This is a genomic window from Streptomyces sp. ICC4 (assembly GCF_003287915.1).
Taxonomy (GTDB): Bacteria; Actinomycetota; Actinomycetes; order Streptomycetales; family Streptomycetaceae; genus Streptomyces; species Streptomyces tritrimontium.
In genome coordinates this window covers 717,217-743,363 of the sequence record NZ_CP030286.1, presented here as the reverse complement: position 1 = coordinate 743,363, position 26,147 = coordinate 717,217, and the positions used below count along the sequence as shown (strand labels likewise).

Below are 26,147 nucleotides of genomic sequence, written 5' to 3'. Positions count from 1 at the left end.
ATGACTGCACCAGAGAAGATTCCCAACGCGGGGAAGAAGGCGAAGGACCTCAACGAGGTCATCCGCTACACCCTGTGGTCCGTCTTCAAGCTGAAGGACGTCCTCCCCGAGAACCGCGCCGGCTTCGCCGACGAGGTCCAGGAGCTGTTCGACCAGCTGGCCGCCAAGGACATCACCGTCCGCGGCACCTATGACGTCTCCGGCCTGCGGGCCGACGCGGACATCATGATCTGGTGGCACGCGGAGACCTCCGACGAGCTGCAGAGCGCCTACAACCTGTTCCGCCGCACCAAGCTGGGCCGCGCCCTGGAGCCGGTCTGGTCGAACATGGCCCTGCACCGCCCGGCCGAGTTCAACAAGTCGCACATCCCGGCCTTCCTGGCCGACGAGACGCCGCGCGACTACGTCAGCGTCTACCCCTTCGTGCGCAGCTACGACTGGTACCTGCTGCCCGACGAGGACCGCCGCCGCATGCTCAAGGACCACGGCATGATGGCCCGCGGCTACCCCGACGTGCGCGCCAACACCGTCGCCTCCTTCTCGCTCGGCGACTACGAATGGCTGCTGGCCTTCGAGGCCGACGAGCTGTACCGCATCGTCGACCTCATGCGCCACCTGCGCGCCTCCGAGGCCCGTATGCACGTCCGCGAAGAGGTGCCCTTCTACACCGGACGCCGCAAGTCCGTCGCCGATCTGGTGGCCGGACTCGCCTGAGACCTCCCCTGGGGGGAAGGACCGGAGGACCTGACCTGCGTCCTCCGGTGATCGGGAGGCCCTGCCCCCGAATCGACGCAGCCGGAGATCCCGCCCGGAAGTTCAGACGACTGGCGGCAGCAGTGCCCTGGGGTGCCCCTGGGCGGACGCTGCCCGGTCGTCCAGCGACACCGGTGCGGGCTCCGGATGCGGCGCACAGGTGGCATCCCCGCCCGAGGTGTCACCCGTCAGCAAGTACCGCTCCACGTGGGCGTCCACGCAGTCGTTGCGTCCGCCGACCACCCCGTGGGTGCCGGCCCCCTCCTCCGTCACCAGCCCCGCCCGCGGCCCGAGCCGCCGCCGGAGCTCCAGCGCCCCCGCGTACGGGGTCGCGCCGTCCCGCTCCGCCGCGACGACCAGCGTGCCGGGCAGCACCCCGGCCGCCCCGGCCGGCCGAGCGCCCACGTCGACCGGCCGCTGCCGCTCGCGCACCGGCCAGAAGGCGCAGGGCAGGTTCAGGAAGGCGTTGGTCCAGGTCTCGAAGGGGGCCGTGCGGGCCAGTTCCGTGTTGTCGCGGTCCCAGGTCTCCCAGTCGGCGGGCCAGGGGGCGTCGTTGCACAGCGTCGCCGTGTACACGGCGGTCGCGTTCTCGTCCTCGGCGGCCATCGCCGGATCCGGGGCGGCGAGCTCGACGAGCGGGCCCGGATCGCCGCGCAGGAAGGCCGCCAGCGCCGCCGCGCGGCCCGGCCAGACCTCGTCGTAGTACGCGGCCCGCAGGTACGCCGAGTGCAGCTGCCCGGTGCCGACCACCCCGCCCGCCGGCTCGCGGGCGAGCGCGGCCCGGACCCGGTCGTAGGAGGCCTGCACGGCGCCCGGGGTGCCGCCCAGCCCGTACACGGAGTGGTGGCGGGCCGCCCAGGCGCGGAAATCGGCCCAGCGGCGCTCGAAGCCGGGCGCCTGGGCGAGGTTGTCGGCGTACCAGACGCGCCGGGGATCGGGATCGACGGCCGAGTCGAAGACCATCCGGCGGACGTGGCCCGGATGGAGCGTGGCGTACACCGCCCCCAGGTACGTGCCGTACGAGGCCCCCATGAAGCTCAGCTTCGGCTCGCCGAGGGCGGCCCGCAGCACGTGCAGGTCGCGGACGTTGTTCAGGGTCGTGTAGGACGCGAGGCCGGCGCCGGTGCGGCGCGCGCAGCCCCGGGCGTACTCCCGGGCCTCGGCGACGCGCCGCCGCTTGTACGCGGGGTCCGGTTCGGCGGGCGGGGCCTGGGAGGGGGCGCGCGCGTGGTCCGCCGGGTCCTGGCAGGACACCGGGGGCCCCGAGCGGCCGACCCCGCGCGGGGCGTAACCGACGAGGTCGTAGGCGGCGGCCACGCGCCGCCACTCGGGCAGGCCGGCCACGAGCGGGAAGAACATGCCGTTCCCGCCGGGCCCGCCGGGGTTGTACACGAGCGCGCCCTGCCGCACGGCGCCGCCGGCCCCGGTGGCGCCGACCCGGCTGACCGTGATGCCGATCTGCGCTCCGTCGGGCCGCGCGTAGTCGAGGGGCACCCGGAGCGTGGCGCACCGCACGTCCGGAGCGAGACCCTCGACGACCGCGCAGGGCCCGAAGTCCAGCCCGCGCCCCGCGAGGGGGCTGCCCGGGGCCGCGCGGGCGGCGGCCGCCGCCCGCCGGGCGACGAGCTCGGCCCCGGCGGCTTCGGCGGCGGCCGTCGCCGTGGCGGCGGAGCCCGGGGGCGGGGGAGGGCCCTCGGCCGTGGCCGCCGCGGCGGGCGGACCCGCCAGGACGGAAGTCAGCGCGAGGACCAGTGTGGTGCGGCGCCCTCGGATCGTCCCGCGCATGACGGACCCTCATCTCTTCGGATGGTCCGATGAGATCCGGCGAGCGGCCCCCTGTACAGGATCACCGGCCGGTGTCGCGCTCAATGCCCCCGTTGCCGCGGAATCGGCCCCCGCCTGCCGTACGCGAGCGCCGCCCGCACCTCGGGGTCGTCGACCGCGCGCGGCCCCCGCAGGGCCACCGCGGCGAGCGAGCCCCGGCCGCCCCGCTCCTGCTCCAGCTCCACGAGGAGCCGCCGGCCGGCGGGGGAGGCCCAGGAGGAGTGCGCGTGCCCCTCGACGCGGGCGATGGCCAGGCACCCCAGGGCCAGGATCAGCGGCAGCGAGAACCAGCACAGGACGATCGTGGTCGTGGTCCCGGGCGTCGGCACGCACAGCGCGGCCACCGTCATGGCCAGTACCAGTCCGGTGGCCCGGCGGACCGACCGGATCCCCTCGCCGATGTCCTGCCGGGTCCCGGCGCGCAGCGCGAGGCCCGCCTCGCCCAGCCGGTCCGCGAGGTCCCGTACGGCCGGATCCCGCTCCGCGACCGCCCGTACGGACACCACCGGCTCCTGGCCGTCCGGCCCGAACGCCCCGAGCACGGACCGCTCGTGCGGATCGCGCCCCACCGGGTCGAGCACGGTGGCCCAGCCGGTGTGCGCGAGCAGCAGCCGCCGCTGGCGCTGCATCGAGAGCAGCGTCAGCTCGGCCACCCGCCGCGGGCCGCCGGCCAGGTACGCGGCCTCGTACAGGCTGAGCTCGTCGTGACGCGGGCGCCCGTCGGCGGGCGGCCCGTCGGCGGGCTCCGCGGTTTCGCCGGCGGCTCTCAGGAGGCGGGTGCACGCGATCAGCACCCCTGCCCAGGCCAAGAGCAGGAACAGGACCCAGAACATGCCCGATTTCTACAAGATGTGGAAGCCCGGGCATAGGGCTCTGCCGAGGTGTGAGCAGCTCGTGACGGGTCCGTGATGGGAGGTCAGGAACTGCTGCTGCAACTGGAACCGGACGAACTGCTGCAACTCGAACCGCTGGAACTGCTGCCGGAACAGCTGGAACCGCCGCCGGAGGAGCCGCAGCTCGATCCCGACGAGCAGCCGCTGCCGCCCGAGGAGCCGCAGCTCGACCCCGATCCGCAGCCCGACCCGCCGGATCCTCCCGACCCGCCGCCGTCGGAGCCCGCGCACCAGACGACCGGAACCAGCTCGGCTCCGGACCCCCAAGCAGGCTCTGAGCTGCCGGTACGCGGACGGGACTGGGCCGCGGCCAGCCGGGTCCCGCGGGCCGCCGGCACCAGTTGCTCGCGCAGGTAGGGGTCGCGCAGGCCGCGCAGCCCGAACAACGAGGTCTGGACGTACGGGCTCTGGTCGGTCCGGTAGTGGGCGCGGATGTCGCGCAGGGCCGCCGCCCCCGCCCCGGTGATCCGCTGCCGGGCGCGCGAGGCGCCGACGGCGGCCGCGATGATTCCGGCCAGCAGAACGGGGAACACCTCGGCGATGAACGGCACGTGGAAGTCGCCGGAGCCCGCGTACAGGGCGAGGGCGACGAAGGTGAGCGGCAGCGACAGGATCAGCAGCACCCCGCACACGGACGCCTGGATCACCCCGTGGTGGTACTGCGCGCGCCGCCCGCCGGGCGCGGCGATCAGCCCGCGGGCGGCCAGCGCGTCGCCGGTCTCCTGGACGGCCGGGTCCCGCATGGCGGCGTACCGGATCTGGTAGAGCCAGCCGGACGCCGCGCCCCGGTGGGCCTGGAGCACGGCCCGTTCGGCGGGATCGGTCGCCCGCACCCCGGGCCGCAGCTGGACGATGCCCGGCCCGCCGACCACCATCCGGCCGTCGCAGAGCAGGGAGACGAGCGCGGCATCCACCACCGCGCCGGGGCCGCCCGCCATGAAGGCGGCCTCGGACAGGTCGTGCAGCCGGGGAGCGGGGCCGAAGGTGGAGGGCTGCGCGCGCCGCAGACCGCGCACCAGGAGGGCGGTGGAGGTGATGACGCCGATCCAGATGCCGAGGGCGAGGAGGTCGAAGAAGTTCATGCCGCTCTCCCCGCCAGCGCGCGGGCCCAGCGCACGATGCGGCGCGGCGGCCGCGCCCCGGCCCGGTCCTGCCACCAGAGCGTGAGCCGGCGCCGTGCCGCGGGATCGGCGGGCAGGTCCCGGATCAGCAGGTGCTCGGCGAAGTCCAGCGCGTCGCGCCGGTACCCGGAGGCCATCGGCCGGTGCCGGGCGTAGTCGAGGAAGGCCTTGCGGTACGGCTCCTGCCCGCCCAGGATCCCGGGCAGCTCGGGGGCCAGCCGGGCCACGACCCCGGCCCGCTTGGCCGCCAGCGCCCGGGCCTGGACCCGGACCCGCTGCCGGTCGAACCCCTCGGGCACGGGCGTGCCGGCCACCAGGGCCGACAGGAGCGCGGCCTGGCCGAGGCCGACCCGCGTCCGCGCCTTGTCCAGCGCCGTGCCGCCGGGTCCCGCGGGCCCGGCGGACGGGCGCGCCGGGACATCCGTGCCGGCAGCCGCCACGGCATCCGGCGCGGCGTCCGGTGCGGCAGCCGCCGTGGCACCCGCCACGGCATCCGGTGCGGTGTCCGGCAGGGGCCGGGACGGGGTCCCGGCACGGTCCAGGACCCCCCGGATCGCGGTGAGTTCCCCGGCCAGCTCCCCGTCCGGCGGGAAGTCGTCGTCCCGCTCCAGGAGCACCCCCGGCGGGTCCACCCGGGCGCGGAGCTGCGCCAGCACGTCCAGCACCACCTCCGGCACCGGGTGCGCGTGGGTGTCGTGCCACACCCCGCCCCGCTCCACGCCCCCGGCGACGTGCACGTACGCCAGCGCCTCCAGCGGGATCCCGTCCAGCACGGCGGCCGGGTCCTCCCCGCGGTTCACCCGGTTGGTGTGCAGGTTGGCCACGTCGATGAGCAGCCGCACGCCGGTCCGCTCGACGAGCTCCGTCAGGAACTGCCCCTCCGTGAGCTCCTCGCCGGGCCAGGCCAGCAGCGCGGCGATGTTCTCCAGCGCGAGCGGCACCGGCAGCGCGTCCTGTGCGATGCGCACGTTCTCGCAGAGCACGTCCAGCGCGTCCCGCGTCCGCGCCACGGGCAGCAGGTGCCCGGCCTCCAGCGCCGGCGCGGCCCCCAGCGCGGAGGTCCGTACGAAGGCGATGTGCTCGGTGACGATCGGCGCCCCCAGCGCCACCGCCCGCTCGGCGAGCGCGGCCAGCTTCGCCGGGTCCGGCCGGTCGGCGCCGCCGAGTCCGAGCGAGACCCCGTGGGGCACGACGCGGACCCCGCGGTCGAGCAGCCGCCGCAGCGGCTCCGGCAGGTGGCCGGGGCAGATGTTCTCGGCCACCACCTCGACCCAGTCCAGCCCCGGCAGGCCTTCCACCGCTTCCGCGATCTCCGGCCGCCATCCGATGCCCACCCCCAGGTGTGCCATGGGCTTCATGTCCCCTCGCCCCCGCTCGTCGGTCCGTGTGTCGATGTCATGGCCCCGTCGGAGTCGAGCCAACCGCCGAGGAGGACGTTCAGAGCAACATTTGAGGTTCCCGGCGGCGCTGGTGCTGTGACCGGAAAGGTCCACCGGGTCACGGCACTAGAGCCGTGCCCGCAGTGCGGGATGGTCCGCGACCACGGTGCAGGAACCCGGTGCGATCTCCGTGAACCCCGCGTCCCGCACCACCGGCAGGCCGCTCGCGGACAGCTCCGGCCAGCGCTCGCGCGGGGCCGTGCGCACGGCCAGCCGGAAGCCGGCGTCCCGCCAGGCGGCGCGCTCCGCGCCGGTCAGCTCCCACCAGGCCAGCTGCGCGCCGTGCCCGGCCTGGGCCATCGCCTTGCCGGCGGACATCTCCACGTCCGGGTTGAGCCACAGCACCGGCAGTCCGGGCTCCGCGGGGGCGGCCGGCTCCGGATCGTCCAGCTCGGTGCCCGACACCTGGAGCTTGGCGAGCTCCTTGGGCCAGCCGTCGAGCGGGACCGGCGGGAAGACCCGTACCTCCGAGGCTCCGCCCCGCACCGTGACGCCCGGCAGGGTGCCGGCCTTGCGCCACTCCGCCCCGCGCGCCCGGCGGACCACCTTGCGGATCCGCGCGTCCTGCCAGTCCCGCACGGCCTCGGCCCACTCGCCGCCGTCGGCCGACCGCTCGTCCGTGAGCAGTACCAGCACCGCGCGCGCCGCCGTCTCCAGGGCGTCCGTACGGGCCGGCGGCCCGGTCTTCTCGATCCGCACCACCAGCGGCAGCACGAACTGCGGGGCCTCGTCGCGGGCGATCCGCTCCTGCCGGAACGGGCTGTCCGCCCCGACGGCGGGTACCCCTGTGTGCGCTTGCGCGTCCTCGGTGCTCATCCGGCCGATTCTGCCAGCCCGCACCGACAGGGACGGCGGGGCAGGGGGCGGGCCGGTCCCGGCCGGGGCTGAGTACGCTCGTACCCGTGGACCCGATCGAGCAGGACGCCTCCTACTGCCCCGCCCCCGCGGCCCCCGCCGGGCGGGTGGCCGGGCCGCCGTACGCCGACTGCGTGCAGTGCGGCAAGCCCACCGAGTACGGGGTCGCGACCCCGGGCGTGGTGCTGTGCCCGGTGTGCGAGTGGCAGGAAGCGCAGCGCACGGCCTGCTCCGGCTGAACCCGCGGCGCGGCCGCCGCGGTTCCGTCGCTTCGCGCCGCTGCCCGCGCTACCGGGAACTTGGCCAGTGCTCTGCCCTTTAGGGAGGGGAGCGGAAGTCAATTCCCGATGAGCTCGGACACCTTGACGAACCGGTAGCCGCGCTTGCGCAGCTCCGGGACGATCTTCCGGATGGCCTCCTCGGTGACCGGGGCGGCGCTGCGCGTGCAGTGCATGACCACGACCGATCCGGGCTTCACCCCGGACAGCACCTGCTCGGCCACCGCGTCGGGATCCTTCGCGAAGGCGTCCCCGCTGACCACGTCCCACTGGACGGCCGTGACCTTGGCCGTGGAGATCGCCCGCAGCGCCTGGTCGTCGTAGCAGCCGCCGGGGAAGCGGAAGTACGGGACGGTGTTGACGGCCCCCGCCTTGCGGAAGGCCTCGAAGGCCCGGTCCACGTCGGCGCGGGCGGCGGCCTCGTCGAGGGTGGGGAGCCCGTAGCAGGGGGACTTGAAGGCGTGGTGGCTGTACGAGTGGTTCGCGATCTCGAAGTTCGGATCGGTGCCGATGGACTTCGCCTGGTCCGGGTACTGCTCGGCCCAGCGGCCCGTCATGAAGACCGTCGAGGGCACCTTGAGCGTGCGCAGCGTGGAGATCAGCTGCGGGTTGTCGAAGTGCTCCCCGTCCGCCGCGCGCGGCCCCTGGTCGGAGGTCATGTCGGCGTCGAAGGTCAGCGCCACGGTCTTGTCGGTCCGCTGCTTCGCCCGCTCGAAGACGGGGGTCAGGCCGTTCGGCCCGGGCGCCATCGTCGGCGCCTTCCCGGGGGCGCCCGCCTGCGGCGGGGCGGGCTGGGGGGCGGCGGAGGCGCCGGGGGCGCCCGCGGAGCCGCTCGGGGCGGCCGCCGGCGGGGACGGGGAGGCCGAGGCCCCCATACGGGCCCGGCTGCCGGCGTCCGGCGTACCGGCGCCGCCCCCGCACGCGGCGAGGGCGGCACCGAGGGCTGCCACGGCCGCGACGGCAGCCGTACTGCGCAGTGAGATGGTCACATGCGCAAAATATATGACTATGTGGCAAGTAGGCGTGCGCGGCACTCCTGCACGTCGAAGTCGGCCTCGGGATACCGCGGAGCGATGCCCTCCAAGTGCTCCAGCAGCAGTGTGCTGATCGCCCAGTTGCGGTACCACTTGCGGTCCGAGGGGACGACGTACCACGGCGCGGCGTCCGTGGAGCAGCGCTCCAGGGCCAGCTCGTACGCCTGCTGGTACGCGGGCCACGCGGCGCGCTCCTCGATGTCGCCCGGGGTGAACTTCCAGTGCTTCTCGGGGTTGTCGAGCCGCTCGAGGAGCCGCTTGCGCTGCTCCTCGTAGCTGATGTGGAGGAAGACCTTCAGCACGCTCACGCCGTCGTCGGCGAGGGACTTCTCGAACCGGTTGATCTGCGCGTAGCGGCGGCCCAGCTGACTGCGCGGCACCAGCTCGCGGACGCGGGCGATGAGGACGTCCTCGTAGTGCGAACGGTCGAAGATGCCGATCTCGCCCGGCTGGGGGAGCGCCTTCATGACGCGCCAGAGGAAGGGGTGGTTCTGCTCCTCGGGCGTGGGCGCCTTGAAGGCCTTGATCCGGCAGCCGGAGGGGTTGAACAGGCCGATCACGTGCTTGACCGTGCCGCCCTTGCCGCTGGTGTCCATGCCCTGGAGGACGAGCAGGACGCGGCGGCGGTCGCCCGCGGTGCTGGCGGCGTAGAGCCGCTCCTGGAGGGAGGCGAGCCCCTCGGCCATCTGCGCGGTGGCCGCCACGCCGGCCGCCTTGTCGGTGGGACCGGCCGGGGTGGCGCCGGGGTGGAAGCCGGCGAGGTCGACGCGCTCGCCGGCGGGGACGCGGAGCAGCGGGCCCAGGAGGGCGCCCGAGCCGTGGCCGGAGGCCTTGCGGGAGCCCTTGGGGGCCTTGGCTCCCTCGGCGGAGATGCGGAGCAGTTCGCGCAGGGAGAGGGGCTTGGGCTTGGGGTCGGGCTTCTTCTCGCCCTTGGCGGGCGGCGCGGCCGCCTCCTGGGCGGGCTTCGCGTCCTTGGCGTCCTTGGCCGCCTTCCGGGCCTCCTGGGCCTTCTCGCCCTTCGCGCCCTTGGCAGGGTTCTCGGCCTTCTCGGCCTTCTCGGCCTTCTCGGCCTTCTCGGCCTTCTCGGCCTTCTCGGCCTTGGCCGCCTTCGCCCCGGCCTTCGCGGGACCGGCGGGCGCGGAGGCCTTGGCGCGCTTCGGTGGCTTCGCTTCCTTCGCCGGCTTCGTACTGTCCTTCTTGGCCACCGCTACCTACCTCGATCCCGTCGACTCCATACGATCTTCCAGTACGGCGGCGGGGACCGCGAGGTGGCGAAAGACCGGTTCCGACGGGCCGGAGGGCGGCGGGGGACACGCCTTAGGTCACCTCCAGGGGCCCGTCACGGCGAAGGTGGTGCCGGGCGCGTACGCGTTGACGTACATCGTCCGGGCGTCCGGCGAGAAGGTGACGCCCGCGAACTCCCCCCACTCCGAGGCCCCCGGCCCGCCGATGTCGTCCGCGTTGCGGGCCACCGGGTAGACCTCGCCGCCGGGGGTCACCCCGAAGACGTACTGCGCGCCGCCGCCGTCCTCGCACACCATCAGGCCGCCGTCCGGGGCCAGGCAGATGTTGTCGGGGGAGTCGCCGGGCAGCCGGACGTCGGCGGCCGGGCCGAACACCACGTCCAGCCGGATCAGGGCGCGCGCGGGGTCGTAGAACCAGACCTGGCCGTGGTGGTCGGCGGGGGAGCCCTCGCGGGTGCGGGAGTAGCTGGAGACGAAGTAGACGCCCTCGCCGCCCCAGTAGCAGCCCTCCAGCTTCTGCGCGTGGGTGATCCCGCCGGGTCCGAAGTCCTGGAGCCGGATCGGGGTCGCGGCCGCCGACGGGTCCGGTACGGGGACCCACTCCACCGGGAACCGGGCCCCGGGTTCGTCCACCGCCGCCAGGTTCGCCAGTCCGGGGACGCGCATCGCCTCGAGCCGGCCGCCGGCGCGCAGGGAGCCGGGGCCGCCGAGCGGGCGGGCGGGCAGGAACCGGTAGAAGAGGCCGAAGGGTTCGACGAAGGCGTCCTCGGTCTCGTAGACCACTCCGAGGTACGGGTCGACGGCGACGGCCTCGTGCGCGAAGCGGCCCATCGCGGTGAGCGGGACCGCGCCGGAGCGCTGGGGGTCGGCGGGGTCGACCTCGAAGACGTAGCCGTGGTCGCGGGCGTAGCCGGCGGTGCCCGCCCGGTCCTCGGTCTCCTCGCAGGACAGCCAGGTGTTCCAAGGGGTACGGCCGCCCGCGCAGTTGACGGCGGTGCCGGCGAGGGCGACGCGTTCGGAGGTGACCCGGCCCGCCGGGTCGAGGTCGAGCAGGGTGCAGCCGCCGAGTGCGTACGGGTCGTAGGTGAGCCCTTCGACGGGCGGCACGCGCAGGGCGGCGGTGGTCCGGTTCTCGTGGTTGCGGACCAGCTTGACGCGGCCCTGTCCGGCGCCGAAGGCGGCCATGCCGTCGCAGTTGCCCGGGACCCTGCCCTCACCGGAGAGCAGCGGGTCGCCGGCGCGCGAGAGCACCCGGTACGTGAACCCGGCCGGCAGGTCGAGCAGCCCGGCGGGGTCGGCCACGAGCGGGCCGTAGCCGCGGGCGACGAACGCGTCGTCGTCCAGACCCGGCACCTCGCCCTCGACGGTGAGGTGGATCCCGGTGATGCCCTTGCCCGGCACGAAGGTGACGGCGGCCGAGGTGGTCAGCTTCACCGGCGGGTGGCCGGCCTTCGCGAGACCGTTCGAGAAGGCCATGTTGAAGCAGCTGGAGTGCGCGGCGGCGATGAGCTCCTCCGGGCTGGTGCGCCCGTTCGCCTCCTCGTCGGTCCGGGCGGGCCAGGAGACGGGGTAGCTGCCGAGGCCGGAGGAGTCGAGCGTGACGACGCCCTTGCCTTCGAACAGGTCGCCTTCCCAGACGGCGTGTGCGTTGCGTGTGGCAGCCATGGTGGATCCCTTCGCGGAAGTGGAAACGGCCGGCCCGTGGAACGGGCCGACGTCACCAAACCTACTGGGACACCAGGGGCTTCGCGTCGCGTGCCAGCGCGGTGAGCCGCGAGATGGCCCGGAAGTACTTCTTGCGGTAGCCGCCGTTCAGCATCTCTTCACTGAAGAGCTTGTCGAAGGGGACCCCGGACGCCAGCACCGGTATCTCGCGGTCGTACAGGCGGTCCGCGAGGACGACCAGGCGCAGCGCGGTCGACTGGTCCGGGACCGGGCCGACGTCGGTGAGGCAGACGGCCGCTATCCCGTCGGTCAGGGCCCCGTAGCGGCTCGGGTGGACCCGGGCGAGGTGCTCGAGGAGGCCGGGGAAGTCGTCCAGGCTCGCGCCGGGGGTCGCGTAGGCGGCCTTGGCCACCTGCTCGTCCGAGAAGGGCGCCGGGGCCTCGGGCAGGCCGCGGTGGCGGTAGTCCTGGCCGTCGATGCGCAGCGGCCGGAAGTGGGCGGAGAGCCCCTGGATCTCGCGCAGGAAGTCGGCGGAGGCGAAGCGGCCCTCGCCGAGCTTGCCGGGCAGGGTGTTGGAGGTGGCGGCCAGCGCCACGCCCTGCTCGACGAGGCGGCTGAGCAGCGAGGAGACGAGCACGGTGTCGCCCGGGTCGTCGAGCTCGAACTCGTCGATGCACAGGAGCCGGTGCCCGCCCAGGGTCTGCACGGTCTGCTGGAAGCCGAGCGCACCGACCAGGTTGGTCAGCTCCACGAAGGTGCCGAAGGCCTTGAGCGCGGGCTCGGCCGGGGTGGCGTGCCAGAGGGAGGCCAGCAGGTGGGTCTTGCCGACGCCGTACCCGCCGTCGAGGTAGACCCCGCGCGGACCGGCGGCGGCCGCGGCCTTCGGTGCCCTGGAGAACCAGCGGCGCTTGCCGGCGCCGGTGGCGTGGGCGCCGCCGAGGCCCGCGGCGAAGCCGACCAGGACGGTGACGGCCTCGGACTGGCTCGGCTGGGCCGGGTCCGGGTCGTAGGTGTCGAAGCGCACCGAGTCGAAGCGCGGGGGCGGCACCATCTCGGCCACGAGCCGTTCGGCCGGCACCCGCGGCGCGCGGGCACAGAGGGCCTGCGGGCCCACGTCGACTATCGGGGGCTGCCCGGAGGCTGACGCTGAGGGCGAGAGTGATGTTGACACAGCTCTTAACTCTACGGGGCGTGGCACACTGCACCGATGCGACGCCTGTTCCCTGTGACCGATCAGACATCAGCAGACGAGACCGACCGGGAGTGGTCGCTGGACGAGCTCGCCGAGGCGTACGCGTACCCCTCCCTCGGTCCGGACCGCCACTGGCTGCGGGCCAACATGGTGTCCACCCTGGACGGCGCGGCCCAGCACGACGGTCGTTCGCAGCCCATCTCCGGCGAGACCGACATGCGGATCTTCGGCACCCTGCGGGCGCTGGCCGATGTGGTGGTCGTCGGTGCGGAAACGGTTCGCCAGGAGGGCTACCGCCCCGCACGGGCCCGGGACGCCTTCGCGGCCCGCCGCAGCGCCGCCGGCCAGGGCCCCGCCGCCGCCATCGCGGTGGTCACGGCGAGCATGGACCTGGACTTCTCGCTGCCGCTGTTCACCTCCCCGCTCGTGCCCACGCTGGTGCTCACCGGGGCCGCCGCACCGGCGGACCGGGTGGCCCGGGCCCAGGAGGCCGGGGCCGAGGTCGTGGTGGCCGGCGAAGGGGCCGGCGTGGACCCGGCCCGCGCCGTACGGGTGCTCGCGGACCGGGGGCTGCGCCGCCAGCTCACCGAGGGCGGACCCCGGCTGCTGGGCCAGTTCGTGGCCGCCGGCGTGCTGGACGAGCTGTGTCTGACGATCTCGCCGATGCTCACGGCGGGTGACGCCCAGCGGATCTCCGCAGGGCCTTCCGTCACGGTTCCGCACCGGCTGGCGCCGGCCTGTCTGCTGGAAGAGGCCGGGTTTCTCTTCACGCGTTACCGTCGGATCTGACAAGGAGCGGAATTTATCGTTCCGCTTTGCTTCCGCTGGGCACATATCTGGGCAGGATGACTGGGCAGGGCCCCGTGCGACAGCGGGGCAGGATGGTTTCCGCAGGGGCCGGCCGGCCGGCCTCGGCCCACGAAGGAGAGGGCGTCCGTGTTCACGAGCGTATTGATGATCGAGCAGCCGCTGACCCCCGTCGACGTGGACTTCGTCACCACCCTCCACGGCGACGAGTCGGTCTCCTTCGTCGTCCTCATGCAACCCCGCGGCGACCGGGACCGGCTGCTGCGCGCCATCGACGACGTAGCGCTCGGTGAGCTTCCCGAGGCCATCCGAGAGGGCGACGAACCGGAGGGCGAGGCCGCCCGGGGCCCCGCCGAACTGGCGCTCGAGCACTCCCTGGCCTCCCTGCGCGCCAAGGGCGCCAAGGCCGTCGGGCAGATCATCGAGGACCACCCGCTGGACCACCTCAGGGCGGTGGTGGAGGAGACCGCCGCCGACGAGGTGATCGTGCTGACCGCCCCGCACTACGTCGAGGAGTTCTTCCACCGGGACTGGGCTTCCCGGGCGCGCCACAAGGTCGGCGTTCCGGTGCTCAAGCTCTTCGCCCACAAGGAATAGGGTGGAGTCCGCTGAACCTCCGTGCTGAGCGGACGGGACCCAGCGGACCGCACGCCCTCGATCCTGGAGCTACCTGAATGAAGCCCGGCCTGCCGACCGCCATGGAACGGCCCCACTTCATCGGCATCGGCGGCGCCGGCATGTCCGGCATCGCGAAGATCCTGGCCCAGCGCGGCGCGCAGGTGGCCGGCAGCGACGCCCGTGACTCCGAGACCGCCCAGGCGCTGCGCGCCCACGGCGCCACGGTCCACATCGGGCACGCCGCCGGCCACCTCGCCCCCGACGCCACCTGCGTGGTCGTCTCCAGCGCCATCCGCGCCGACAACCCCGAGCTGGCCCGCGCCGCCGAGCTCGGCATCCCGGTCGTGCACCGCTCCGACGCCCTGGCCGGGCTGATGGACGGCCTGCGCCCGATCGCCGTCGCCGGCACCCACGGCAAGACCACCACCACCTCGATGCTGGCCGTCTCCCTCTCGGCGCTGGGCCTGGACCCCTCGTACGCCATCGGCGGCGACCTCGACGCCCCCGGCTCCAACGCCCACCACGGCGAGGGCGACATCTTCGTCGCCGAGGCGGACGAGAGCGACCGCAGCTTCCACACGTACACGCCGCAGGTCGCGATCATCCTCAACGCCGAGCTCGACCACCACGCGAACTACGCGTCGATGGAAGAGATCTACGAGTCCTTCGAGACCTTCGTCGGCAAGATCCCCGAGGGCGGCACCCTGGTCATCGCCCACGGCCAGGCCGGCGCCGCCGAGATCGCCGGCCGGGTCCGCGGCAACGACGGGCTGAAGGTGGTCACGTACGGCGAGGAGCCCGAGGCCGACGTCCGGATCACGAAGATCACCCCGCGCGGGCTGACCAGCGAGGTCACGGTCGTCATCGACGGCCGGATGCTCACCTTCACGGTCTCGGTGCCCGGCCGCCACTACGCGCACAACGCCGTCGCGGCCCTCGCCGCCGGTGTCGCGCTCGGCATCCCCGCGCACAACCTGGCCTCCGCCCTCGGCAAGTACACCGGGGTCAAGCGCCGCCTCCAGCTCAAGGGCGAGGCCGCCGGAGTCCAGGTCATCGACTCCTACGCGCACCACCCGACCGAGATGACCGCCGACCTGGAGGCCATCCGCGGCGCCGCCGGGGACGCCCGCATCCTGGTCGTCTTCCAGCCGCACCTCTTCTCCCGCACCCAGGAGCTCGGCCGGGAGATGGGCCGGGCGCTCGGGCTGGCCGACGCCTCCGTGGTCCTCGACATCTACCCCGCCCGCGAGGACCCGATCCCCGGGGTCACCAGCGAGATCATCATCGACGCCGCCCGGGCGGCGGGCGCCGACGTCACCCCCGAGCACGACAAGGGCGCCGTCGCCGACGTCGTCGCGGGAATGGCCAAGCCCGGCGATCTCGTTCTCACCATGGGCGCGGGCGACGTCACGGACCTGGGGCCCCAGATCCTCGCCCGCCTGTCCAGCTGACGGTTCTCAGGGAGCGCACAAGTCATGTCGTACGAGGTAGAGAAGACGGACGAGCAGTGGCAGGCGGAGCTGACCCCGTCCGAGTACCAGGTGCTGCGCCTCGCCGGCACCGAGCCCGCCTTCCGCGGTGAGTACACGGACACCAAGACCGAGGGCGTCTACTCCTGCCGCGGCTGCGGCTCCGAGCTGTTCCGCTCCACGGAGAAGTTCGAGTCGCACTGCGGCTGGCCCTCCTTCTACGACCCGAAGGACTCCGACGCGGTCGAGCTGAAGGCGGACGTCGCGCACGGCATGGTCCGCACCGAGGTGCTCTGCGCGAAGTGCGGCTCGCACCTGGGCCACGTCTTCGAGGGCGAGGGCTACCCGACGCCCACGGACCAGCGCTACTGCATCAACAGCATCTCCCTGCGCCTGGTTCCGGACGAGGGCTGACAGGCTCGGCCACCGTAGACGACTGCGCGTCCCGCAGAGCCTTGAGCCCCGGCACCGATGGTTGCCGGGGCTCTCGTGCCGGCTCCCCCGGCGCGCCCGCGCCTACGCGGGCAGCGCGGGGAGCACGACCAGCGAGCCGTCCTTGTTGCGGGCGATCTCAATCGCCACGTCGGTCGTGGGGCTGTTGACCACGACGCCGTCGCCCAGCTTGTGAAGCCCGTTGGCCGCGCGCAGTAGGCGATCGACGTCACCGATGTGCATCACGGGCAGCAAACCGGACGTGCGGGCCAGCTCCAGCGCCGACAGGCGCGCCAGGACCCCGGCGATGCTCGACTCCAGTGTGGCGAGGCGCTGGTGGTCGGCCTTGAGGAGGCGGGTGAAGTTCGCGAACAAGTTGTCAGGGTCGCCCTGGGCGTGCTCGACGGCCTGCAGGACGATGACCCGCCGCTTCAGCGCGATGGCCAAGGCAGCGAGTTCGAGGTGGGTGCGGAACTTGCCGCCGTGGTCGTCGACGCCGGGGAACGACTTGTTCAGCGTGCCGATCTCGACGGGCTTGCCGTCGGGCAGCTTGTCGAGTGCGCTCTGCCACTTGGCAAGGCGGCGGTCAGTGGCGGCCAGTGCCTTGCTGATGGCATGCACGGCCGAGTCCAGGCCCAGCGAGGCACCGAGCTTGCCCTGGTCGAGCAGGACGGCGGTTGCCTTCTCAATGGCATCGCGGCAGCCGTCGAGTTCGTTGCGCTCGTCAGCGAGCTTCTCTTCGTGCAGTTGCTCCAGCAGTTCCGTGATGCGTTCGACAGCCAGCTGGCGCTGGTAGTCGGCATTCGCGCTCACGCCCACCGCTATGGCCATGAGCACGAGCGGCGCGGCCACGGTGAGCGCCGCGCTGCCGACGGCCGCGACGCCGGCCGTCGCACCGGCTCCACCGACCGCGCCTGCCGCTGCCGCTTTACCGACCGGCACGAACGTCGCCTGGGCGGTGATGCCCGTTGAGTTCATGAGTGCTCCGTGGATGCCACCGGCCGCCACCTTCGACGCCATCGGGCGGACGATGCCCTGACCGAGCTGGGCGACGACCTTCGCGGGAACCACCATGCGATACAGGCCTTCGCCGGCAGCGGTCGCCGTAGCCGCCACAGAGGAACCTTGCGCCGATTGCGTGATGAGCTTCGACAGGTGCTTCGCCAAAGGACTCGCGGCATCGAGCGGGATACCTCGGCTGCGGTCGAGCTTGTCGGGCAGCGGATGCGCCTCAAGTGTGGCAATCGGCTCATTGGCCAGGCCGGCCAGCACACTGCGCAGTTCAGCCAGGCGCTCAGCCGTCATCGGCTCGTCTCCGGCCAATGCGGGCACCCGGACGTCACCGGTAGCCAGCGTCCACACCGGAATCATTGCCCCGCGGTCGTCAGTCATCGTCTCCCCTTGTTTTCCCACGGCAGCCTACGGCTGGTGCCCGGCAAGAACGCGACCGCACCAGGGCGAGGGCTACCCGACGCCCACGGACCAGCGCTACTGCACCAACAGCATCTCCCGCGCCGCCGGGCCGCCGTGTGATCCCTAGGATGGCAACCAGCGGTTCACCGACGGAGGCTGGCGGGGGAGATGGACGAGAACTCTTATGCGGAGCGGCAGGACGTGGTGCGGCGGCAGCCGCCGGACTGGACACCGGTCGACGACCACCTGCTGTACACCTGTGCCGTGGTGCACGACCTCGTGCACGGGCGGCTCTCCGCCCGTCCCCCGGTGCCTTCCCGGGTGCGCCTGGCCCCCGGCGAACTGCCGCTCGCCTCGGGCCCGGCGACGCGCTACACCTGGCGGGCCCTGGGCAACGGCTCCTACCAGCAGAGCAGCGTGGTCGCCTTCGGCGGCACCGGCTTCGTCCTCGGCAGCATGGCCGCCTCGGCGCTCGGCAACGCCGCCCGCCGCAACCGGGCCGCGGCCGACGCGCAGCCCCGCTGGGCGAGCGACGGCCCGGGCGAGCTGACCGTCACCGACCGGCGCGCCTACTTCGGGCACCCGCAGAGCTACCTGGACCTGAACTGGTCGGGACTGGCCACCATGGACCTGGTCGGGGCGGACGTCTTCGAGTGCGGGTTCCAGAACGTGGACGGGGGCGGGTTCCTCAGCGTCCGCGTCCAGTCGCTGTGGGCCTCGCTGATGTTCGCGCTCGCCGCGCACAGCGCCTTCCCGGCCCATCCCCGGCTGCTCAACGGCGGCTGGCTGCCGCCGGGCTTCGAGGCGCGCTGCGCGGCGGCCGGCCGGGTCTGCCCCCAGGTCCGGTGATCAGGTGATCGGGTGAGTCGGTGAGCGGGTGAGCCGGTGAGCCGGTGAGCCGGTGAGACGAAACCCCGGGGTGTGAGGGGTGGTGGTGCGGGGCGGGGACCGCGGGCGGCATGTGGCGAGAAGGTGGCCGTGAGGTGTGGACCGGCGTACGAGGGCTTCCGTTTTCCAGGTGTACGGCCCACTGTCACGAAAGCAACGCCGACCGGTACCCCGGGGCCGCTGTTCTTGGGGCGCCCCCCGACACCCCCGCACCGTCTCACCGACAGAGGTCGTCACGCCATGGCAGAGCTCAACCGCCGCAGGTTCCTGCAGATCGCCGGCGGTACCGCCGCGATCACGATGCTGAACGAGAGCATCGCGCGCGCCGCCGCGATACCGGCGCAGGGCGCCACCGGAACCATCCAGGACATCGAGCACATCGTCGTCCTCATGCAGGAGAACCGGTCCTTCGACCAGTACTTCGGCTCGATGAAGGGCGTACGGGGCTTCGGTGACCCGCGTCCGGTCCTGCAGGACAACGGCAAGTCCGTCTTCCACCAGTCCAACGGGACGAAGGACATCCTCCCCTTCAACCCCCAGGTCAACGACCTCGGCATGCAGTTCGTCGAGGGCCTGAACCACGACTGGGCCGGCGGCCACGCGGCGTACAACAACGGCAAGTACGACAAGTGGGTGCCGGCCAAGACGGCGACGACCATGTCGTACATGAAGCGGAACGACATCCCGTTCCACTACGCGCTCGCCGACGCCTTCACCGTGTGCGACGCCTACCACTGCTCCTTCATCGGCGCCACGGACCCCAACCGCTACTACATGTGGTCGGGACACACGGGCAACGACGGCACCGGCGGCGGCCCGGTCCTCGGCAACCAGGAGGCCGGCTACGGCTGGAAGACCTACCCCGAGCGCCTGGAGGCGGCCGGGGTGTCCTGGAAGGTCTACCAGGACATCGGCGACGGCCTGAACGCGGCCGGCCACTGGGGCTGGATCGGCGACGCCTTCCGCGGCAACTACGGCGACAACTCGCTGCTGTACTTCAACTCCTACCGCAACGCCCAGCCGGGCAGCGCCCTGTACGAGAAGGCCCGTACGGGCACCAACGCCAAGGCGGGCGAAGGCTACTTCGACAAGCTGCGCGCGGACGTGGTGGGCGGCACGCTGCCGCAGGTCTCGTGGATCGCGGCGCCCGAGGCGTTCAGCGAGCACCCGAACTGGCCCACGAACTTCGGCGCCTGGTACATCTCGCAGGTGCTCGACGCGCTGACGGCCAACCCCGACGTGTGGGCGAAGACGGCCTTCCTCATCACCTACGACGAGAACGACGGCTTCTTCGACCACGTCGTGCCGCCGTACCCGCCCACCTCCGCGGCGTGGGGCCTGTCCACCGCCGACGTCACGAAGGACCTGTACGCCGGGGGCGGCGGCTACGCGGCCGGCCCCTACGGGCTGGGCCCGCGCGTCCCGATGATCGTGGTCTCCCCGTGGAGCAAGGGCGGCTACGTCTGCTCCGAGACCTTCGACCACACCTCGGTGATCCGCTTCATGGAGAAGCGGTTCGGCGTGCAGGAGCCCAACATCTCGCCGTGGCGGCGCGCGGTCTGCGGCGACCTGACCTCGGCCTTCGACTTCAGCCGGGCGGACGCGTCCCCGGCGGCCCTGCCCTCGACGGCCGCGTACGTCCCGGCGGACCACAACACCCACCCGTCCTACCACCCGGTCCCGCCGGCGACCGGCGCCCTGCCCAAGCAGGAGGCGGGCGCGAAGCCGACGCGCGCGCTCGGCTACCAGCCGTACGCGGACGGCAAGGCCACCGTCTCCACCGGCAAGTTCACCCTGACCTTCTCCTCCGGACCCTCCCTCGGCGCCCATTTCCACAGCACCTCGGGCAACCGCACGGACGGCCCGTGGCCCTACACGGTCGAGGCGGGCAAGACCCTGTCGGACACCTGGAGCACGAGCGGCTCCACCGGGAACCAGGTCAACCTCACGGTCTGGGGCCCGAACGGCTTCCTGCGCACGTGGAAGGGCCCGGCGAAGAAGGCCGGCCCCGAGGTCACGGCCCGCCACGACGCGGCCACCGGCAACCTCAAGCTGACGCTGGCCAACTCCGGTACGGCGGCGGTCAACCTCACGGTGACCAACGCCTACGGAGGCGCGGCCCAGGTCCTGCGCGTCGCGGCGGGCGGCACGGTCGCGCACACGGTGAACCTGTCCGGCACGGCCCGCTGGTACGACGTCACGGTCGTCTCCGACGCGGACGCCACCTTCCTGCGCCGCTTCGCCGGCCACGTGGAAACGGGCGCGACGGGCGTCTCGGACCCGGCGATCAAGACCGTCTGACGCGGTCGGCCGGTACGCGCAGCAGCCGCCGCTCCAGGACCGGGAGGTCAGCGGGGCGGTGGCTGCGGGCGTGGCGCGGCAGGAGCTCGCGGCCTGTGTCCGGGACCCGGACGCGCACCACGGGGGGAAGGTGCCGGCGTCACGGTGTGATGGTAGGCCCGGTGGGCAGAACGTACGGCGGCAATTCTTTCAGCCCCGTCACCGAGGGAGAACGCATGGCCATCGCCCACCGCAGGATCGGCACCGGCCCCGTCCGCATCATCGTGCTGCACGACTGGTTCGGCACGTCCACCAACTGGGGCTCCGTGCTGGAGTACCTGGACCCGCGGGAGTTCTCGTACGCCTTCCTCGACTACCGGGGCTACGGCGACCGCCGGGACGTCCCCGGCCGCCACAACCTCGCCGAGATCGCCGACGACGTCCTCGCGCTCGCCGACGAGCTCGGCTGGGACACCTTCTCCCTCCTCGGGCACTCCATGGGCGGCAAGGCCATGCAGCAGGTCCTCGTCCGCGCCCCCGAGCGCGTGGAGAAGCTGGTCGGGATCAACCCCGTCCCCGCGGCCCCCTACGAGATGGACGACGCGACCCGCGCGCTGTTCTACGGGGCCGCCGAGAACGCCGGGAACCGCCGCGCCATCCTCGACGTCGTCACCGGCCACCGCGCGAGCCCGCGCTGGCTGGACCTGATGGTCGAGCACTCGCTGGCCGTGTCCCGCCCCGAGGCCTTCGCCGCGTACCTCGCGAGCTGGCAGCCGCTGGACCTGTCCGCCGCCGTGAAGGGCAGCACCGTCCCGGTCCTGGTCCTCGTCGGCGAGTACGACCTCGCGCTCACCGTCGACGTCATGCGGGCCACCTGGCAGGTCTGGTACCCCGACTGCCGCATCCACCCGCTGCCCGGCGCCGGCCACTACCCGCCGCACGAGAGCCCGGTGGCCTTCGCGACCGAGGTCGAGGCCTTCCTGCGCGGCTAGTGCCGTGGCCGGGAAGGTTTGCCGGGTCGCGGTGTCCGGTGCGGTGCATCTCCCCCAGCTACCGCTGGGAGGGGCCCCCGGGCGGAGGGCCGCCGCTTGTACTGGACGTACTTCGGTGGTCCGACAACGCGGCGAGGTGCCGTGCCGGGCGCCGTGACCCGGTGGACCTTTCCGGTCACGGCACTAGTGCTGTGACTTCGGCAGCAGGCGGTCGATCAGGGCGAGGGCGATGGCCGACACGATGAAGGCCACGTGCACGATCACCTGCCACATCGTCTGCTGCCACACCCACGTGTCCCCGGAGATCTCGATGAAGGACTTCAGGAGGTGGATCGAGGAGATGCCGATGATGGCGGTGGCCAGTTTCACCTTCAGGACGTTCGCGTTGACGTGGCTGAGCCATTCCGGCTCGTCGGGGTGGTCCTTGAGGTTGACCCTGGCCACGAAGGTCTCGTAGCCGCCGACGATCACCATCAGCAGCAGGTTGGCGACCATCACCACGTCCACCAGGCCCAGGACCATCAGCATGGTCGTGGTCTCCGTGAGGGCGCCGATGTCCCCGACCAGGTGGGCGACGTCCTTGAGGAAGACCCAGACGTAGACCACCTGGGCCACGATCAGGCCCAGGTAGAGCGGCAGCTGGAGCCAGCGGCTCAGGAACATCAGGGCGCCGATGCTGTCTCTTATACCCCTCTGCCGCTGCCGCCGATCTACCCCTGGTAAGCTCTGCACGCGCCCGCCCCGGCGCACCCCGTCCCCGGCCGGCCAGGCCCTACGCCGGTGTCCGGAAGCCGATCGTCGGGACCGCCCGGCGCCGGCTGGCCGGGGCGTGGCCGGGCGGGACCAGGTCGTCGAGGAAGCCGTACAGCCCGCGCAGCTCCTGCGGGGCGGTGCGCCACCAGGCGGCCACCTCCGGCCAGCCCGGGGCCGACAGCGAGCCGCCGAACTCCTGCACCGACAGGGCGGCGGTCAGGCCCGCGAAGGCGAGCCGGTCCGCCAGCGGCCACCCGGCGAGGGTGCCGGTGAGGAAGCCCGCCACGTACACGTCGCCCGCGCCGGTGGGGTCGAGGGCGTCGACCGCGATCGCCGGGACCTGGGCCGTCTCCCCGGTCCGCCCGTCCACCGCGTACGAGCCCTCGGCGCCCATCGTGACCACCGCGATCGGGACCTTCTCGGCCAGCGCCCGGGCCGCCGCGAGCGGACAGTCGGTGCGGGTGTAGGCCATCGCCTCCCCCGCGTTGGGCAGGAACGCCTCGCAGTGCTCCAGGTCGGCCAGCGCCCCCAGGTCCCACTGGCCGCTCTCGTCCCACCCGACGTCGGCGAAGACCCGCGCCCCGTGCCGGGCCGCCTCGGCGACCCACGGCTCGCCGCCGCCCGGGCCGAGGGAGGCCACGGCCGCCCGGGTGCGGGGCGGGATCCGCGGGAACGGCCCGGGGCCCGGCGGTGGCGGGGCCTCGTGGCCGTGCGAGACCATCGTGCGCTCGCCCTCGTACGCCATCGAGACGGTGACGGGGCTGTGCCAGCCGGGGACGGTCCGTGACATCGACAGGTCAATGCCCTCGCCCTGCTCGAGGGCGTCCCAGCAGTACTCGCCGTAGTGGTCGTCCCCGAAGGCGGCCGCGAGGGAGGTGCGCAGGCCGAGCCGCGCGAGGGCGGTGGCCATGTTGGCGACGCCGCCGGGGCTGGACCCCATGCCGCGCGCCCAGGACTCCGTGCCGCGCACGGGGGCCGAGTCGAGTCCGGTGAAGATGATGTCGAGGAAGACGGTGCCGGTCAGGAAGACGTCGCAGCCCGGCTCTTGGGGATCGCGCAGCGGACCGAGCGGGTCCAAGGCGGCGGCACGGCTGTCCCGGCTGGTGCGACTGCTCACGATGTACTCCCCGTTCGGCGCGTATCGCTGGAATCGGTTCTGCTGGACGGTCTTGGCGGGTCGTTTCTTCAATGGGGTTAACACACGCCCGCCGTGCGGCCCCTCCCTCCCGGGTGGACCCGGAATACAGTGTGACGCAGATCACCCCCTGAACGCCCTTCTCGGAAGATCCGGCCGCTTGGTAAACATGAGCTCCCGCGCACGTGCGGAATCTCATGTTCCACCTGCGTCACCTGGACCACCCGTGTACGACCGCACCTCCGCGCCGCCCGCCTCCTGGCCGCTCGTCGCGCTCTTCACCGCCGGCTACGTCGCCCCGTACCTCCTGCCCACCGTGGTCGGCCGGCTCGACGCGCACCTCCCGCTGAGCCCCGCGCAGGCCGGACTGATCGGCTCGGTCCTGCTGCTGGGCTCGGCCGCCGCCGGTTTCACCCTGGCCTCCCGCATCCCCCGCCGCGGTCCGCGCCCGCTGGCCCGGCTCGGGCTGCTGCTGGCCGTCCTCGGCTACGGCACCGCGGCCGCCACCCCCCTGCTCCCGCTCGTCATCGCGGGCGCCGTCGTCGGCGGCTTCGGCTCGGGCACGGCGACCGCCGTGGCCGCCTCGGGGATCGCGGCGCAGCGCGACCCGCACCGCACCTCCTCGCTCGGCCTGCTGTCGGTGTCGGCGACCGCCGGGGCCCTGTACCTGACCCTGCCGCGGCTCGGCGGCGGCCACGGGCTGCCCTTCGCCGCGATCGCGCTGGTGGCGGCCGCGTGCTGGCCCGCGACGGGCCGCCTCGACGGCCCGGGTACGGCGGCCGCCCGCGCCGTACGGGCCCGCGGGCGGCTGCCGTACCCGCGGGCCGGGGTGGTGCTGGCCGGCGCTCTGATGCTGTGGTCGCTGGCCCAGAACGCCCTGTGGGGGGTCAGCGGCCGCATCGGCGCGCAGCAGGCGGGCCTGTCCGAGGTCACCCTCGGCATCGTCTTCGCCGCCGCGCTCGGCGCCGGGCTGCTCGGGGTCACCGCCGCCTCGGCGCTGGGCGCCCGCCTGGGCCGGGCGGTCCCGGTGGGCGCGGGCACGGCGGTCATCGCCTGCTGCGTGGTGCTGGCCTCCCGCGCGCAGGGCCTCGGCGCTTTCGCCGCCGGGGAGATCCTGTGGAACGCGGTCTACCCGGTCGTGCTCTCCTACGCCATCGGCCTCGCGGCCGCCCTCGACCCGCGCGGCCGCTGGGCCGTCCTGGTCGGCTCGGCGTCCTCGCTCGGAGTGGCCTGCGGGCCCGTCACCGGGAGCCTGCTCGCCGAAGGCGCGGGGTTCCCGGGCATGGGCCTGGTCCTCGGCGGCCTGCTGCTGGCCGTGGCCGGGCCGATGGCCGCGGTCGCCCTGCACGTCGGCGGACGCCCGCTGGTCCCCGGTTCGGTGCGGCGGCGCGGCGGGGCCCCGGCGGCCGTGCTCGCCGCCGGCGCGGGCGCCCCGACGGGCGCGGTGCCGAGGGTCGGCGCCCCGGAGCTGAAGGTCGTCGAGCTCGCGGAGCTCGCCGTACGCCCGGCCCGCTCCGCCCGCCCGCTGCGGCTGCCCCCGCTCCGCGTGCTGCTGCTCTCCCCGGCGGCGGCCCGCCGGAGCCGGGCGCCGGCCGCGTCAGGCTCCCGCGCCCGCCGCTGATCCGCGGTCGGGGCCGGGGCCGGGGAGGCCCCGCCGGATCCGGGGCGGGCCTCCCGGCCCGGGAACCGTACGGGTGCGCCGTCACACCCGCTTCGGCACGGGAACCCGTACGAGGTCGGCGGCGATCGTGAGCTCGCCCTCGAAGCCGGCCGCGCGGGCCTGGCGTTCGAACTCCGACGGGTCCGGGTAGCGCTGCGAGAAGTGCGTCAGCACCAGGTGCCGCACGCCCGCGTCGCGCGCCACCCCGGCCGCCTGGCCAGCGGTGAGGTGCCCGTGGTCGGTGGCGAGGCGGACGTCCTCGTCGAGGAACGTCGACTCGATCACCAGCATGTCGCAGGCCGCCGCGAGGGTTTCGACGCCCTCGCAGAGGCGGGTGTCCATCACGAAGGCGAACCGCTGCCCGGGGCGCGGCTCGCTGACGTCGTCGAGGGTGACCTCGCCGAGGCGGCCCTCGCGCTGGATCCGGCCCACGTCGGGCCCCTTGATCCCGTGCCGCGCGAGCAGTTCGGGCCGTATCCGGCGCCCGTCGGGCTCCGTGACCCGGTAGCCGAAGGACTCCACCGGGTGCGAGAGCCGTACGGCGTCCAGGGTGTAGGTGTCCGTGCGTGCCAGCACCCCGTCCGCGGCCACCGGTTCCTCGGTGATCTCCACGGTCTCGCGGTAGGCCGTGGCGTACCGCAGCCGGTCGAAGAACTTCTGTCCGGAGGCCGGGTAGTGGGCGCTGACGGGGTGCGGGACCCGGTCGAGGTTGATGCGCTGGATCACCCCGGCGAGGCCGAGGCTGTGGTCACCGTGGAAGTGGGTGACGCAGATCCGGTCGATGTCGTGCGCGGCCACCCCGGCGCGCAGCATCTGGCGCTGGGTGCCCTCGCCGGGATCGAAGAGGATGCCCTGGCCGTCCCAGCGCAGCAGGTAGCCGTTGTGGTTGCGGTGGCGGGTGGGGACCTGGCTGGCGGTGCCGAGCACCACGAATTCGCGTACGGACACGGTTTATCCCGGGGGCCACTCGAAGCCGCGGCCGCCCAGCACGTGCGCGTGGGCGTGGAAGACGACCTGGCCGGCGCCGGCGCCCGTGTTGAAGACGAGCCGGTAGCCGCGGCCTTCGAGCTTCTCGTCGAGGGCGACCTGGCCGGCCTCGCGCAGTACGTCGGCGGCGATCTGGGGTTCGGCGGCCGCGAGGGAGGCGGCGTCGGGGTAGTGCGCCTTCGGGATGACGAGGACGTGGGTGGGCGCCTGCGGGTTGATGTCCCGGAAGGCGACGGTCGTCTCGGTCTCGCGGACGACGGTCGCCGGGATGTTCCCTGCGACGATCTTGCAGAACAGGCAGTCGGCCTGCGGTTCCCCGGCCATTGCTGAGCCCTTCGTGACAGTGATCGGTTCCGGCATCGTATCGACCGCCGCGGACCGGGCCCGTCAGGCCGTCCGCCGGGGGCGGCCGTCG

24 protein-coding genes are annotated in these 26,147 nt (G+C 73.4%); 10 read left to right on the top strand and 14 right to left on the bottom strand.

Features of this window, described 5'->3' with window-relative positions; genetic code table 11:
* A complete protein-coding gene (hemQ, locus tag DRB89_RS03470; protein ID WP_112447295.1) occupies nucleotides 1-714 on the top strand; it encodes a hydrogen peroxide-dependent heme synthase in 714 nt (237 codons plus the stop codon).
* Between the two features lie 102 nt (nucleotides 715-816).
* Here hemQ and DRB89_RS03465 read toward each other — a convergent pair whose 3' ends face one another.
* The 5 genes from DRB89_RS03465 to DRB89_RS03445 form a co-directional block, all read right to left on the bottom strand.
* The gene (locus DRB89_RS03465; protein WP_112463201.1) at nucleotides 817-2,538 is read right to left on the bottom strand and encodes an alpha/beta hydrolase; all 1,722 of its coding nucleotides are present in this window, start codon (nucleotides 2,536-2,538) and stop codon (nucleotides 817-819) included.
* A gap of 80 nt (nucleotides 2,539-2,618) precedes the next feature.
* Nucleotides 2,619-3,410, bottom strand: coding sequence for a TIGR04222 domain-containing membrane protein (locus tag DRB89_RS03460; protein WP_112452591.1), 792 nt, complete (start codon nucleotides 3,408-3,410; stop codon nucleotides 2,619-2,621).
* A gap of 83 nt (nucleotides 3,411-3,493) precedes the next feature.
* Nucleotides 3,494-4,552: a TIGR04222 domain-containing membrane protein gene (locus tag DRB89_RS03455; RefSeq protein ID WP_162688455.1), complete on the bottom strand. Its 1,059-nt coding sequence runs from the start codon at nucleotides 4,550-4,552 to the stop codon at nucleotides 3,494-3,496.
* Complete coding sequence (locus tag DRB89_RS03450) at nucleotides 4,549-5,949, bottom strand: DUF692 domain-containing protein (RefSeq protein WP_112452589.1); 1,401 nt, start codon at nucleotides 5,947-5,949, stop codon at nucleotides 4,549-4,551. The genes DRB89_RS03455 and DRB89_RS03450 overlap by 4 nt, the downstream gene beginning before the upstream one ends.
* A gap of 147 nt (nucleotides 5,950-6,096) precedes the next feature.
* Nucleotides 6,097-6,846 carry a peptidyl-tRNA hydrolase gene (locus DRB89_RS03445; RefSeq protein ID WP_112452588.1) on the bottom strand — a complete coding sequence of 250 codons (750 nt, stop codon included), beginning with the start codon at nucleotides 6,844-6,846 and terminating at the stop codon, nucleotides 6,097-6,099.
* Between the two features lie 95 nt (nucleotides 6,847-6,941).
* Between DRB89_RS03445 and DRB89_RS03440 the strand changes: the two genes are divergently transcribed.
* Nucleotides 6,942-7,124 carry a hypothetical protein gene (locus DRB89_RS03440; protein ID WP_112454290.1) on the top strand — a complete coding sequence of 61 codons (183 nt, stop codon included), beginning with the start codon at nucleotides 6,942-6,944 and terminating at the stop codon, nucleotides 7,122-7,124.
* A gap of 98 nt (nucleotides 7,125-7,222) precedes the next feature.
* Here the strand turns inward: DRB89_RS03440 and DRB89_RS03435 are convergent, their stop codons facing one another.
* The 4 genes from DRB89_RS03435 to zapE all read right to left on the bottom strand — a co-directional run bounded on the left by DRB89_RS03435 (nucleotide 7,223) and on the right by zapE (nucleotide 12,277).
* Complete coding sequence (locus DRB89_RS03435) at nucleotides 7,223-8,152, bottom strand: polysaccharide deacetylase family protein (protein WP_112463200.1); 930 nt, start codon at nucleotides 8,150-8,152, stop codon at nucleotides 7,223-7,225.
* 17 nt (nucleotides 8,153-8,169) lie between these two features.
* Complete coding sequence (locus tag DRB89_RS03430) at nucleotides 8,170-8,991, bottom strand: PPK2 family polyphosphate kinase (protein ID WP_239516730.1); 822 nt, start codon at nucleotides 8,989-8,991, stop codon at nucleotides 8,170-8,172.
* A 528-nt stretch (nucleotides 8,992-9,519) separates the two neighbouring features.
* Nucleotides 9,520-11,106, bottom strand: a complete 1,587-nt coding sequence (locus DRB89_RS03425) for an OsmC family peroxiredoxin (RefSeq protein ID WP_112463199.1) — start codon at nucleotides 11,104-11,106, stop codon at nucleotides 9,520-9,522.
* Nucleotides 11,107-11,167: 61 nt separating this feature from the next.
* A complete protein-coding gene (gene zapE, locus DRB89_RS03420; RefSeq protein ID WP_112451139.1) occupies nucleotides 11,168-12,277 on the bottom strand; it encodes a cell division protein ZapE in 1,110 nt (369 codons plus the stop codon).
* A gap of 36 nt (nucleotides 12,278-12,313) precedes the next feature.
* Here zapE and DRB89_RS03415 point away from each other — a divergent pair, with 36 nt between their 5' ends.
* The 4 genes from DRB89_RS03415 to msrB all read left to right on the top strand — a co-directional run bounded on the left by DRB89_RS03415 (nucleotide 12,314) and on the right by msrB (nucleotide 15,606).
* A complete protein-coding gene (locus DRB89_RS03415; RefSeq protein ID WP_112451138.1) occupies nucleotides 12,314-13,087 on the top strand; it encodes a pyrimidine reductase family protein in 774 nt (257 codons plus the stop codon).
* 147 nt (nucleotides 13,088-13,234) lie between these two features.
* Nucleotides 13,235-13,702 (top strand): indole-3-glycerol phosphate synthase, encoded by a 468-nt coding sequence (locus tag DRB89_RS03410; RefSeq protein WP_112451137.1) that lies wholly within the window; start codon nucleotides 13,235-13,237, stop codon nucleotides 13,700-13,702.
* 77 nt (nucleotides 13,703-13,779) lie between these two features.
* Nucleotides 13,780-15,174: a UDP-N-acetylmuramate--L-alanine ligase gene (murC, locus tag DRB89_RS03405; RefSeq protein WP_112451136.1), complete on the top strand. Its 1,395-nt coding sequence runs from the start codon at nucleotides 13,780-13,782 to the stop codon at nucleotides 15,172-15,174.
* A gap of 24 nt (nucleotides 15,175-15,198) precedes the next feature.
* Nucleotides 15,199-15,606 (top strand): peptide-methionine (R)-S-oxide reductase MsrB, encoded by a 408-nt coding sequence (msrB, locus tag DRB89_RS03400; protein WP_112451135.1) that lies wholly within the window; start codon nucleotides 15,199-15,201, stop codon nucleotides 15,604-15,606.
* Between the two features lie 102 nt (nucleotides 15,607-15,708).
* Here the strand turns inward: msrB and DRB89_RS03395 are convergent, their stop codons facing one another.
* Nucleotides 15,709-17,016: a hypothetical protein gene (locus DRB89_RS03395; RefSeq protein WP_112451134.1), complete on the bottom strand. Its 1,308-nt coding sequence runs from the start codon at nucleotides 17,014-17,016 to the stop codon at nucleotides 15,709-15,711.
* Nucleotides 17,017-17,205: 189 nt separating this feature from the next.
* On the opposite strand from DRB89_RS03395, the gene DRB89_RS44155 reads away from it, so the two are divergent.
* From DRB89_RS44155 to DRB89_RS03380, 3 genes are all read left to right on the top strand, one after another.
* Nucleotides 17,206-17,886 carry a hypothetical protein gene (locus DRB89_RS44155; RefSeq protein ID WP_239515994.1) on the top strand — a complete coding sequence of 227 codons (681 nt, stop codon included), beginning with the start codon at nucleotides 17,206-17,208 and terminating at the stop codon, nucleotides 17,884-17,886.
* 279 nt (nucleotides 17,887-18,165) lie between these two features.
* Complete coding sequence (locus DRB89_RS03385) at nucleotides 18,166-20,226, top strand: phospholipase C, phosphocholine-specific (protein WP_112451133.1); 2,061 nt, start codon at nucleotides 18,166-18,168, stop codon at nucleotides 20,224-20,226.
* 215 nt (nucleotides 20,227-20,441) lie between these two features.
* Complete coding sequence (locus tag DRB89_RS03380) at nucleotides 20,442-21,197, top strand: alpha/beta hydrolase (protein WP_112451132.1); 756 nt, start codon at nucleotides 20,442-20,444, stop codon at nucleotides 21,195-21,197.
* A gap of 183 nt (nucleotides 21,198-21,380) precedes the next feature.
* Here the strand turns inward: DRB89_RS03380 and DRB89_RS03375 are convergent, their stop codons facing one another.
* Nucleotides 21,381-21,860 carry a TIGR00645 family protein gene (locus DRB89_RS03375; RefSeq protein ID WP_112453808.1) on the bottom strand — a complete coding sequence of 160 codons (480 nt, stop codon included), beginning with the start codon at nucleotides 21,858-21,860 and terminating at the stop codon, nucleotides 21,381-21,383.
* A 109-nt stretch (nucleotides 21,861-21,969) separates the two neighbouring features.
* The gene (locus tag DRB89_RS03370) at nucleotides 21,970-23,028 is read right to left on the bottom strand and encodes a PfkB family carbohydrate kinase (RefSeq protein ID WP_239516729.1); all 1,059 of its coding nucleotides are present in this window, start codon (nucleotides 23,026-23,028) and stop codon (nucleotides 21,970-21,972) included.
* Between the two features lie 283 nt (nucleotides 23,029-23,311).
* Here DRB89_RS03370 and DRB89_RS03365 point away from each other — a divergent pair, with 283 nt between their 5' ends.
* A complete protein-coding gene (locus DRB89_RS03365; RefSeq protein ID WP_239515993.1) occupies nucleotides 23,312-24,706 on the top strand; it encodes an MFS transporter in 1,395 nt (464 codons plus the stop codon).
* Between the two features lie 81 nt (nucleotides 24,707-24,787).
* Here the strand turns inward: DRB89_RS03365 and DRB89_RS03360 are convergent, their stop codons facing one another.
* Entirely contained in the window at nucleotides 24,788-25,693 is a 906-nt protein-coding gene (locus DRB89_RS03360) for a ribonuclease Z (protein WP_112449273.1), read from the bottom strand.
* 3 nt (nucleotides 25,694-25,696) lie between these two features.
* Entirely contained in the window at nucleotides 25,697-26,056 is a 360-nt protein-coding gene (locus tag DRB89_RS03355) for a histidine triad nucleotide-binding protein (RefSeq protein WP_112449272.1), read from the bottom strand.
* Nucleotides 26,057-26,147: the final 91 nt, after the last annotated feature.